The sequence below is a fragment of the Halopenitus salinus genome (assembly GCF_042662125.1).
GTDB lineage: Archaea > Halobacteriota > Halobacteria > Halobacteriales > Haloferacaceae > Halopenitus > Halopenitus salinus.
On record NZ_JBHSXL010000009.1, the window covers coordinates 755,731 to 766,846 of the forward strand.

Genomic DNA, 11,116 nt, shown 5'->3' on the forward strand with positions numbered 1-11,116 from the left:
GATGCGTCCCCGGGTGGCCGACCGTCACTCGATCCGGAACGGAGCCACGTACTCGACCCGGGTCGAGTCTTCGGATTCCGATCCGACGGTGCCGACGATCCCGAAGACGTACGTTCCGGGGTCGAGCGCGTGGGCGATCGGCATCGGTCGATCCTCGCCGCCCCCGTCCTCCGGCGGCGTCCGGTCTTCACTTCCGGCGGGCGTCTGGTCTCCATCCTCTGAGGGCGTCCGGTTCCCGGGCCACAGCTCCCACGCGTAGCTCGAGCCGGGCTCGATCGTCGTCCACGGTTCCACGTGCGCGTCCGGCGCCACGTGCTCGTACCCCTCCTCGGTCCGTCTCTTGATCGCCCACGCGTAGGGGTTCAACCCGACCGGCGTCTCGGAGCGGTTGGACAACACGAACTCTATCGACGCCGGTCCGTCGCCGGAATCGAGATCGAGGACCGCCGGCGAGGGCACGAGCCGGATCGGCTCGGCGTCCCGATCGCTCGTGTGCCAACAGACCGTCCGGTCGGCGTTCTCGGCGAAGGACGGACACTCGATGTCATCGAAGATCTCCTCGTTCCTGTTCCCGCCATCGTTCCCATCTCCGTCGCCGTTCCCGTTCCCGTTCCCGTCGCCGTTCTCCGGTGGGGATCCCGCACTGGGCGCGAGACAACCAGCCGCGGCGACCGGTGCCGCGGCTAACGAGCTACCGATCGCGACCAGGGCCCGTCTCCGGTTCATGTACCTACGGAGGGCCCCGACGGGAAACTGCGTTTCGGAGGCTCAAACGGACGCTTGCGTCACGAGGGGATCACAGCTTCCCCTCGGGATCACATCTTCCCTTCGGCGTCGTCGGCGAGCTCCTCCATTCGCTTGCCGACGCGGCCGGCCGCCGAGAACTCGTCCTCGCTCATCGCCGCGGCGAGCGCGTTGCCGAGCACGAAGACGGCGTGTTTGTGCTCGCTCTTCGATTTGTGGACGTGTGAGGGATCGATGTCGAGCTGCTCGTAGGGGTCGAACAGCTCCGAGTCGACGTCCTCGCGCTCGCGAAAGTGTTCCATGATCGTGACCATCTGCTCGTGAAGCTCCAGAAGCTCGTCTTTGTGCATAATCGTGGTAGGACCGATGTCGGTTTAAGCGTTTTTGGCGATCCGTGCCATAGACGGGACGATACCACGTTTCGAACGTCACCGTCGATCCGCGTCTCTCGGATCGAAACGGGCCGGCGTCGACGTCGCCGTGATCAAAAGACGTACTCGTCCTCGTGGCCCATCATCCCCTCGTCCTCGAACCCGGGGCCCTCCTCCTCGTCGGTCGGTCCGCTCGTCTTGTACGCCTTCATCCCGGTCGAGAGGAGTTCCTCTATCGCCTCCTCGCGGTTGAGGAACTCGCCCTGCTCGACCATCTGGGCGATCTGCATCTCGAGGTGTTCCGGGACCGTTATTTCGACTTTCGGCATTCTCTATCGGGTCGTTATGGCAGGGGATATATAAACTTACGGTCGTTCTCCCGGTATCCGGAAAAACGAATCGGCGATCGTTGGAAGTTTCATTCGTGATATCCAAAGAACGATTCCGTTTCGGGAAGTTCTATCGGGACATCGGTAACCATAGGTAAATCGACCCCGTACGGCCGTCATGGTCGAAGACGTCACGGACCTCTATCGGGAGTTCGGCTCCGATCGTCTGCCGCCCGGACAGCGGCGGACCGACCGGTTCCCCGTGCTCTCGAAGGGCGAGACGCCGTCGTGTGATCCGGAGGAGTGGCGCTTCGAGGTGTTCGGCGCCGTCGATCGCCGGCTGGAGTACGACCTCGAGGAGTTCCGGGACCTGCCGGCGACCACCCAACAGCAGGATTTCCACTGTGTAACCGGCTGGAGCCGGTTCGACTGTGCGTTCACCGGCGTTCCGTTCCCCGAGATCGAGGAGCGTGCCGGCGTCGACGACGACGCCGTCCACGTGCTGTTTCACGCCCTCGACGGCTACACGACGGACCTCCCGCGTTCCGACTGCTCGCGCGGTGAGGTGCTTTTCGCCTACGGCCTCGACGGCGAGGACCTCCCCGCGGACCACGGCGGGCCGGTCCGCGTCGTCACCCCCCACAAGTACGCCTACAAGGGCGCGAAGTGGGTGACCGGCGTGGAGTTTCTGACGGAGCCGGAACGGGGTTACTGGGAGAAACGCGGCTACTCGGGCACGGCGAACCCCTGGAGAGAGGAGCGGTATAGTTAGGGTAAAGGCCCTCGCTCCCCGAGGACGTGTCGATGGATCCCTCACCCGCCGCCGACGCCGTGCGGCTCGTGAGCCGTACCCGCCGGATCGACCGGCCGGCGTTCCGGGCGGCCTTCGAGGCCGTTCCACGCCCGCGAACGGTCTGGGGGGCCCCGACCGAGGCGACCGTGGTCGCCGGCGGCAGCGCGGCCACGCTCACCGCCTCCGGCCCCGACCGGTTCGCGTCGCTCCGGGAGGCGGCGGCGGACGTCTTCTCCTCCGGCGACGTTCACGCGGGGACCGAGGCCGCCTGTCCCCGGCTGTTCGGCGGGTTCGCGTTCCACGAGGCGGCGACGGACGGGGACCCCTGGGGTTCGTTTCCGGAGGCCCGTTTCGTCCTCCCGCGGGTGCAGGTGACGGAGGCCGAAAACGGGACGTGGCTCACCGTCAACGCTCTCGATCCGGACGCGACCGCTGTGGACGTCGAGGAGCGCCTCGATCGGGCCGTCGAGACGTTCGACCGGCTCCGACGGTCGGGTGAGCTCGATCGGCGGCCCGACCGTCCCGGAATCGCCGGGCTCCGTCCGACGACGAGCCGGGAGGAGTGGCGACTCGGCGTCGAGTCCGCGACGGACCGCATCCGGGAGGGCGAACTCGACAAGGTCGTGTTGGCACAGGCCCTCTCGGCCGATCTCCGCCGTGATATCCCCCTCGCCGCCACGCTCGAGCGGCTCCGCGAGACCCACCCGAACTGTTACCCGTTTCTGATCGAGACCGACTCGGATTCCGACACCAACGTCGACAGCAGCCCCGATTCCGACGGAACCGCGTTTCTGGGAGCCACTCCGGAGCGGCTCGTCTCGCTTCGCGGACGGACCGTCGAGACCGACGCGCTCGCGGGCACCACCGGGCGCGGCGAGACGCCGGAGGAGGACGAGTGGCTCGCCGCCGAACTGGCCGCCGACGCGAAGAACGTCCACGAACACGACCTCGTCGTCGAGGCCATTCGCGAGCAGCTGTCGCCGATGGCCGCGTCGATCGCCGCCGGCGACCGCCGGGTGAAACGCCTCGCGACCGTCCAGCACCTCCACACGCCGATCACGGCCGAACTCGAGGGGAACGCCCACGTCCTCTCTCTCGTCGAGGCGCTCCACCCCACGCCGGCCGTCGGCGGGCTCCCGCCGGCGGCGGCGCTGTCGACCATCCGGGAGACGGAGCCGTTCGACCGTGGGTGGTATGCGGCTCCGATCGGCTGGTTCGACGCCGCCGGAAACGGAACGTTCGCCGTCGGAATCCGTTCCGCGGTCGCCGAGGGCGATCGGGCCACCCTCTTTGCCGGCGTCGGGATCGTCGCCGACTCCGACGCGGAGACCGAGTGGGACGAGATCCAGCTCAAGTACCGGCCGATCCTCGACGAGCTCGAGGCCGGCTGACTCCGCGACGGTCCACCCGAATGGGGACGCCCGCGGATCGAGTCATCCTACTGGTACATCCGGAGCGGACGCGCCTCGGTGCTCTCGTTCTCGACGTTCTGCATGCGGCGGGCGAGCTCCTCCTTCGCGCGCTGGATCTCGTCGGCCCGATCGACGAGGTCGTCGGTCGGGACGTCGACGTCCGCGAGCGGTCCGATCGCGTTGGCGAGAAGGGCCCTGGCGCCTTCCGGATCCGGAAACTGCGGGTCCGACTCCACGACGAGACCGACTGCCGTCGTGTCGTGTTCGACCGCGTGCGAGAGGAGTGCGCCCGTCGGTCCGCTGATGAGTCCCATCTCCGTGGGCGCATCGAGCCCGATCCGTTCCAGGTGGGCCCGTCCCCCGCCGGCCGCGATCCCGTAGAGTGACGGGGGTTCGGCGCCCTTATCCGCCGGGCGTCCGGACAGGTACACCGGCGTGACGCCGCGGTCGTCGAACCACCCGGACAGGCAGTCCGCGAACTCGATGGCGGCAGGGGGAGCGATCGGGATGTCGCTTTGTAACACGAGCAGGTCGCGGTCCGTGTCGGCGTAGACGCGGACGGGAGTCGTGAGTTGGGAGTTCCCCTCCATGTAGGTCACCACCGGGGGGATCCCCTCACAGTGGACGTTCGCGTAGTGGACCATCTCGAACGTCTCGACGAGGTGGTCCGACGCGATCTTGCCCACCAGGCCCACACCCGGCAACCCCTCGATCAGGAACGGGGCGTCCAGCTCGAGGTCGTCTTCGAGAACGTTGATCCGTGCCATGGCGGATCGTTTCGAGCGGAACTACTTATAAGCGGCCGCGTCACCCCGCGTCGGGCCGCCTCGGCGAACGAGCGGCGTTGGACGCGTCGACGATCAGCCGCAGTGTCGCGCAACGGTGACGGCCGACCCGAGTCGAAATGGACAAACCCGGCGTCCCCGAAGGAGCGGTATGAATCCGCTCGAGCGGTACCTACCGCTCGTCGACGACGAGGAGGCGTTTCTCTCGGCCTGCGATCGGGCGCTCCCGTCCGTGGTTCGCGTCAACACGATCAAGGCGACGCCGGATCGCGTTCGACGGGCGCTTCGCGAGGAGGGGATCGACGTCGATCCCGTCGACTGGCACGAGGGGCTGTTTCGGCTTCCCGACGGGAGCCCGGGACGAAACTGGCCGTACGTCCACGGTTGGATCCACGGTCAAGAGGAGGTGTCGGTCCTGCCGGCGCTCGCGCTGGAGGCGGAGCCGGGCGATCGGGTCCTCGACGCCTGTGCCGCGCCGGGGAGCAAGACCACCCAGATCGCGGCGGCCGTCGACGACAGGGGGACCATCGTCGCCAACGACAACAACCTCGGTCGGCTCTCGGCGCTTCGACACAACGCGGAGCGTCTCGGCGCGACGAGCATCGCCGTCACCAACCAGGACGCCCGGAACGTCTCGTTGTCCCCCTTCCCGTTCGAGGCGTTCGACCACGCGCTCGTCGACGTCCCCTGCTCGTGTGAGGGGACCTGCAGAAAGAACCCCGACGTCCTCGAGGAGTGGACCTTCGAACACGTCGAGGCGGTCGCTGGCGTACAAAAGGGGATCGCCACGCGCGCCGTCCAGGCGACCCGGCCGGGCGGCACCGTGGTCTACTCGACGTGCACCTTCGCTCCCGAGGAGAACGAGGCGGTCCTCCAACACGTCCTCGAGAACGAATCCTGCGAGCTCGTCGAGTTCGACCTCCCGGTCCGGACCGAACCCGGGGTCACCGAGTGGGACGGCGAGCGCTTCGACGACGCGATGGAGCTGGCCCACCGGGTCTACCCGCACCACAACGACACCGGCGGGTTCTTCTGTGCGAAGCTGCGCGTCACCGACGACGAGGGGGTGACCGCGGGATGAGCCAGGACGGCGGCGACGGCGCGGGCGGAGACGCAAGTGACGCGCCCCCGACCAACGACGGGCAACGGTTCGACCGGCTTCCGGCGACCGACGACGACCGGGACGTTCCGGGACGACCCACCCGCGAGGAGGTGCTCGAGTGGTGGGAGACGCGCTTCGGCGTCGACCCCGCCGTCTTCGAGCCCTACGACTTCTACGAGAAGGGTGCCGGGAAGATCTGGGTGTACGCGGGCGAGGCCACGAACCCGGCCCGGATCGAGGCGCTCGGCATGACGCTTTTGCGGACGCGCCAGGAACACTGGAAGCCGACGACCCGCACCGCCTCCCGGTTCGGCCGCCACGCGAGCCGGAACGTGATCGACCTCGAACCCGAGGAGGCGACGTCGTTCCTCGCCGGGGAGGACCAGCCGGTCGAGCGGTGGGACGGCGATTGGGGGTACCTCATCGCAACCCACGAGATCGCGGGGGACGCGGAGCCGATCGGCGTCGGGCTCTACCTCCACGGCGAGCTTCGATCTCGGGTTCCGAAGGGGAGCCGCCGGGATCTGGCGTAGTCCGAGCCGGACTGGTCGGCCCCGCCGAGACGCGATCGCTTAAGAACTCCCGGCCCGCGAGTGGAGGTATGACGAGCGAGGGCCGTCGCTTCAAGCGCGCGGCCGGGGTCAACATCCTCGGCAACGCCGTGAAGATCGTCGTCGAGGGGGCGGTCGGGTTGACGTTCGGGAGCGTGGCCCTCGTCGCCGACGCGGCCCACTCGGTTGCGGATCTCGTTGCGAGCCTCGTCGTGTTTCTCTGGGGGGGCTCGGCATACACCGCACCGGACGAGACCCACCCGCACGGCCACCAGCGGATCGAACCCCTCACCGCGCTGTTCGTCGGCTCCGTCATCGTGTTGCTCGGCGGCAACCTGTTGTACGAGTCGGCCACCGCGCTGCTCGTCGGCCCCGACGTCGTCTTCGACGTCCTCCTGCTCGGCGCGCTCGCGTTCTCGATCGCCGATATGTACCTGCTGTATCGCTACACGATGCGGGTGAACGCCGATCTGGGCTCGACCGCGCTCGACGCGCTGGTCGCCGACAGTCTCAACGACATCTACACCTCCATCGCGGCCGTCGTCGGCGTCTTCGGCGTGCTCCTCGGCGTTCCCGTGCTCGATGCGATCGCCGGCGGGCTCGTGAGTCTGCTCGTCATCCACGAGGGGATCCGCATCGCCCGCGAGAACGTGGGGTACCTGGTCGGCGCGGCCCCGCCCGAGGAGGACGCCGAACGGATCCGAAGGGTCCTGCGGTCCACCCCGGCCGTCGAGGGCGTCCACGACCTGCGGGTGTTCTACGACGGCACCGACATCGAGGTCGAGGTTCACGTGGAGGTCGACGGCGAGATGACCCTCCGGGAGGCGCACGACCTCGAGACGGAACTCATCACCCGGCTTCGCGACGACCCGGAGGTCGGCGACGTCCACGTCCACCTCGACCCGTCGGGACTCGGCGAGTGGAAGGACGCCTCCGAGGGACTGCTCGAGTAGCCCAAGGGACCCCTCACGGGGCCCGATTCACGACACGAGCCGTCTCGGCGGTCGGAACCCCGGCGTCACGTCGCGAGGTTCAAGGGGACGGACCGCCCGGATGAAGACGTGCGCATCGAGAACAGCTTCATCCCCGTCCGCGGCGTCGGGGAGGCGACGGAACGGCGGCTGTGGGAGCGGGGGATCACCGACTGGGATGCCTTCGATCCCTCGATCGACGTCCGGGGCGTCGGATCGACGACGGCCGACCGGATCGAGACGTTCATCGACCACGCCCGGGCCCACCTCGTCGAGGGGAACGCCCGGTTCTTCGACGACGCCTTCCCCGGCTCCGAGCGCTGGCGGCTCTACGAGGACTTCCGGTCGGAGACCTGCTTTTTCGACATCGAGACGACCGGCCTCGACGAGCATCGCGACCGCGTGACGACGGTGAGCTTCCATCACGACGACGAGACGACCACGCTGGTTCGCGGCGAGGACCTGACCGCCGAGGCGGTCCGCGAGCGGTTCGCGGAGGCGTCGCTCCTCGCGTCGTTCAACGGCGCGCGCTTCGACGTCCCCTTCCTCGAGACGTCTCTCGGGATCGACGTCGACACGCCCCATCTCGACCTCATGTATCCGTGTCGCCGGCTCGGACTCTCGGGCGGGCTCAAGTCGATCGAATCCGAGATCGGGATCACGCGCGACCGTCCGGACCTCTCCGGTCGCGACGCCGTCCGGCTGTGGCACGAGTACGAACGCGGCGACGACGAGGCCCTCGAGACGCTCGTCTCCTACAACCGGGCGGACACGCGAAACCTGGAGGCGCTCGCGGATCGCGTCTGTTCGTCGCTCCACCGCGACGTCTTCGAGTCGGTGACCTACGACCAGGCGGAGGATCCGTCGGAACCGGTGGACCCGGCGGACTCGGAAGACCGGAACGATCCGGTGGACTAGGCGGGGGCGACCCGTTCTCACGGCGGGGAGTGAACCGAAACGTTCCTGCCGCGGGGGGCCGAGACCACCGGTATGTCGAGCGATCCGGACCGAACGCGGCTCGCCGTCCTCGCCGTGGTCGCGGCCGCCGTTCTCGTTCGAGTGGCCGGACTCGGTGACAGACCGTTCCACTGGGACGAGGCCCGGGTCGGCTACTGGACGCTTCGATACGTCGAGACCGGCGTCCACGAGTATCGCCCGATCGCGGGCGGGCCGCTCGTCTACCTCCTCGGCGGACGAACGCTCGCCGTGTTCGGCGCCAGCGATTTCGTCGCCAGGCTGCCGGTCGCGATCGCCTCCGGGCTGGTTCCGGCGGCCGCGCTCGCCTTCAGAGAGCACCTCCGGGACGACGAGACGGTCGCCGTCGCGGTCGTGCTGGCGTTCGCCCCTCCGCTCGTTCGATACGGTCGATTCCTCCGCGGCGACGTCCTCGCCGCCGGTGCCGCGCTCGTCGCCGTCGGCTGGCTGCTCCGATGGGTGACCGTCTCGACCGACGGTCGGGAAGCAGACAGCGAGGACGCCTTCGACGCCCTCGGCCCCGATCGCCACCTCTACGCCGGCGTCGCGGCGTGGGTGATCGCGTTCGGGTTCTCCGGGTTCGCCGTCGCGACGTTGGTTCTCGTGCTCGCCGGCGCGCTCGTCGCCGTCGACCACGATCGGATCGACGGCGGCGACACGTCCACGGGACTCGCGGAGCGATCGGCTGCGGCCGGACGGTGGCTCCACGCGCGAGCGACGCCGCTCGCACGCGCGGTCTTCGTCCTCCTCGGCACGTGGGCCGTGGTGTTCGCCCCGCGCGGTGACGGGGTGGCGAGGGCGCTCGCGAATCCGATCGGCTTCGCCCGGACGACGTTTCGAGAGCCCGTGGCGGTCTTCGTCGGCGTTCGCGTGCTCGGGCGGGAGGGCACGGAGTTCCTCCCGTTCGTGACGGACGCGATCTCGACCGCCCTCGTCACCGCGGGGCCGCTCCTCGCGGTCGCAGTTGGTGGGCTCCTCGCCGACCGATACGGACTCATCGAGCCCGCGAGGCGACGACACCGTCGAGTCGTCCTGTTCGCCTCCGCGTGGGCGGGTCTCGGGCTGATCGGCTATCCGGTCGTCGCCACCGTCGCCGCGCCCTGGACGAGCGTTCACGTCCTCGTTCCGGCGGCGATCCCGGCTGGCGTCGGACTGGCCGCGATCTATCGGTACGGTCGAGGAGAACGCGGGTTCACTCGATCGGAGGCCGACGGAGATCGCCGCGCCGCCCGAGCCGCGGTCGCGACGCTGCTTCTCGCCGCGGTCGCGATCCACGGGGCCGTGGTGGTCCTCGACGACGTCGCAACCTCGCCGTCCCCGGACGGCCGGTTCGCCCAGTACGGCCAGCCGGCCGACGACCTCGAACCGCTCGTCGGGGAGATGGAGACCGCCCTCGCGAGCGTCGACTCGCCGAACGACCGGGTCGTGTGGGTCGGCGAACGGTACGTCGCGAGCGACGAGTCGGCCCTGGACCGGCCGCCGATCGAGGCTGAATCGGATCGCGCCGCCTTCGGCGAGCGGCTGCCGATGGCCTGGTACGTCGAGCGAACCGGTGCGGAGACGGCCGCGGTCGCACGCCCCGGGGACCTCGAGGGCGAACCGGCGGTCGTGATCGCCGATCCGGCCCACGAGGGTACCCTCTCCGAGCGGCTTTCGAACCACCGGACGCGGACGGTCCGGCTGGGGTTGTGGAACCGGGAGGTCGTCGTCTTCCTCGCGGGTTCCGGGCCGGGGTCGTGATGCGGTCGGATATTTCGGCGAGGACTGTGGTGACTAATGTGACGATCACCCAGGAGTTCCGCTCAGATCGAGGTGATCGCGAACACGTTCAAGCGGTACCGTTCGTCACGGCGTGACGGTAGGGATTCCTTCAGCGGAACCCCATCGCCTCGATCTGCTCTTGATACCGGTTGCGGATGGTGACCTCCGTCACCTGGGCGACGCTTGCGACCTCGCGTTGGGTCTTCTTCTCGTTGCACAGAAGCGAGGCGGCGTAGATCGCCGCCGCGGCGAAGCCGGTCGGCGACTTCCCGGAGAGCAGCCCCTCCTCGGCGGAGACGTCGATGATCTCCGTCGCCTTCGTCTGGACCTCCTCGCTGAGGTCGAGCGCGGAGGCGAACCGGGGGACGAACTGCTTGGGATCGACCGGCTTGAGTTCGAGGCCGAGCTCCTGGGAGATGTACCGATACGTCCGGCCGATCTCCTTTTGCGGGACGCGTGAGACCTCCGCGACCTCGTCGAGCGACCGGGGGATCCCCTCCTGTCTGCAGGCGGCATACAAAGCGGAGGTGGCGACCCCCTCGATCGACCGCCCGCGAATGAGGTCCTCGTCGAGCGCCCGCCGGTAGATGACCGACGCCACCTCACGAACCGACCGGGGCACCCCCAGCGCCGAGGCCATGCGGTCGATCTCGGAGAGCGCGAACTGCAGGTTCCGCTCGCCCGCGTCCTTCGTGCGAATGCGCTCCTGCCACTTGCGCAGTCGGTGCATCTGCGAGCGCTTCTCCGAGGAGAGCGACCGGCCGTAGGCGTCCTTGTCCTTCCAGTCGATCGTCGTCGTCAGCCCCTTGTCGTGCATCGTCTCCGTGATCGGGGCGCCGACACGGGATTTCGACTGTCGCTCCGAATGGTTGAACGCCCGCCACTCGGGACCGCGGTCGATCTGGCGTTCGTCGATGACCAACCCGCAGTCATCACACACCAGCTCGTGGTCGGCGTCGGCGACGATCTCCGCGGAGCCGCACTCCGGACAGGACAGCGTTTCCTCGGCCTCCTGTTCGACGTCCCGTTCCTGCTGTCGCTGTCTGCTCGGACGTTCCATTATAAGGTTTGTGGTCGGTGGTGCATTTAAACCTTGGTGACGGATCGAAAACGTGCATCCGTGATCGATTCCAGTCACATGACTGGTTCCCTGGTTGATCCCGAACGAGTGGCGTGCCGGGACGAGCGTGCCGAGCTATAGTAGCCGATAGAATTTTTTACTCAGAGATTAATATAGTATCTAATGGATCACCTCAACGAGATCTCCGTCGAAGAACTCCAAGAGGCGCTTGACAATGTTGACGGAAACAAGCCGACACAAC

11 protein-coding genes and 1 pseudogene are annotated in these 11,116 nt (G+C 68.1%); 7 read left to right on the forward strand and 5 right to left on the reverse strand.

What is annotated here, in order from left to right:
• Positions 1 to 24: 24 nt before the first annotated feature.
• The 3 genes from ACFQE9_RS13275 to ACFQE9_RS13285 all read right to left on the reverse strand — a co-directional run bounded on the left by ACFQE9_RS13275 (position 25) and on the right by ACFQE9_RS13285 (position 1,444).
• A complete protein-coding gene (locus tag ACFQE9_RS13275) occupies positions 25 to 726 on the reverse strand; it encodes a hypothetical protein (RefSeq protein WP_379745531.1) in 702 nt (233 codons plus the stop codon).
• Between the two features lie 89 nt (positions 727 to 815).
• Positions 816 to 1,094: a UPF0058 family protein gene (locus tag ACFQE9_RS13280; RefSeq protein WP_379745534.1), complete on the reverse strand. Its 279-nt coding sequence runs from the start codon at positions 1,092 to 1,094 to the stop codon at positions 816 to 818.
• A gap of 134 nt (positions 1,095 to 1,228) precedes the next feature.
• The gene (locus ACFQE9_RS13285; protein ID WP_379745537.1) at positions 1,229 to 1,444 is read right to left on the reverse strand and encodes a DUF7120 family protein; all 216 of its coding nucleotides are present in this window, start codon (positions 1,442 to 1,444) and stop codon (positions 1,229 to 1,231) included.
• 178 nt (positions 1,445 to 1,622) lie between these two features.
• On the opposite strand from ACFQE9_RS13285, the gene ACFQE9_RS13290 reads away from it, so the two are divergent.
• Complete coding sequence (locus ACFQE9_RS13290; RefSeq protein ID WP_379745540.1) at positions 1,623 to 2,216, forward strand: sulfite oxidase-like oxidoreductase; 594 nt, start codon at positions 1,623 to 1,625, stop codon at positions 2,214 to 2,216.
• Between the two features lie 32 nt (positions 2,217 to 2,248).
• Positions 2,249 to 3,628: an isochorismate synthase gene (locus ACFQE9_RS13295; RefSeq protein ID WP_379745543.1), complete on the forward strand. Its 1,380-nt coding sequence runs from the start codon at positions 2,249 to 2,251 to the stop codon at positions 3,626 to 3,628.
• 47 nt (positions 3,629 to 3,675) lie between these two features.
• On the opposite strand, the gene ACFQE9_RS13300 is transcribed toward ACFQE9_RS13295, so the two are convergent.
• Positions 3,676 to 4,416: a proteasome assembly chaperone family protein gene (locus tag ACFQE9_RS13300; protein ID WP_379745546.1), complete on the reverse strand. Its 741-nt coding sequence runs from the start codon at positions 4,414 to 4,416 to the stop codon at positions 3,676 to 3,678.
• Positions 4,417 to 4,585: 169 nt separating this feature from the next.
• On the opposite strand from ACFQE9_RS13300, the gene ACFQE9_RS13305 reads away from it, so the two are divergent.
• The 5 genes and pseudogenes from ACFQE9_RS13305 to ACFQE9_RS13325 all read left to right on the forward strand — a co-directional run bounded on the left by ACFQE9_RS13305 (position 4,586) and on the right by ACFQE9_RS13325 (position 9,773).
• Complete coding sequence (locus ACFQE9_RS13305; protein WP_379745549.1) at positions 4,586 to 5,515, forward strand: RsmB/NOP family class I SAM-dependent RNA methyltransferase; 930 nt, start codon at positions 4,586 to 4,588, stop codon at positions 5,513 to 5,515.
• Complete coding sequence (locus ACFQE9_RS13310; RefSeq protein ID WP_379745552.1) at positions 5,512 to 6,069, forward strand: DUF7122 family protein; 558 nt, start codon at positions 5,512 to 5,514, stop codon at positions 6,067 to 6,069. The genes ACFQE9_RS13305 and ACFQE9_RS13310 overlap by 4 nt, the downstream gene beginning before the upstream one ends.
• Positions 6,070 to 6,137: 68 nt before the next feature.
• Positions 6,138 to 7,040 (forward strand): cation diffusion facilitator family transporter, encoded by a 903-nt coding sequence (locus ACFQE9_RS13315; protein WP_379745555.1) that lies wholly within the window; start codon positions 6,138 to 6,140, stop codon positions 7,038 to 7,040.
• A 108-nt stretch (positions 7,041 to 7,148) separates the two neighbouring features.
• A pseudogene (locus tag ACFQE9_RS13320) lies at positions 7,149 to 7,898 on the forward strand (ribonuclease H-like domain-containing protein); the annotation flags it as partial.
• Between the two features lie 150 nt (positions 7,899 to 8,048).
• Positions 8,049 to 9,773, forward strand: a complete 1,725-nt coding sequence (locus ACFQE9_RS13325; RefSeq protein ID WP_379745558.1) for a flippase activity-associated protein Agl23 — start codon at positions 8,049 to 8,051, stop codon at positions 9,771 to 9,773.
• Positions 9,774 to 9,903: 130 nt separating this feature from the next.
• Here ACFQE9_RS13325 and ACFQE9_RS13330 read toward each other — a convergent pair whose 3' ends face one another.
• Positions 9,904 to 10,854, reverse strand: coding sequence for a transcription initiation factor IIB (locus ACFQE9_RS13330; RefSeq protein WP_379745561.1), 951 nt, complete (start codon positions 10,852 to 10,854; stop codon positions 9,904 to 9,906).
• Positions 10,855 to 11,116: the final 262 nt, after the last annotated feature.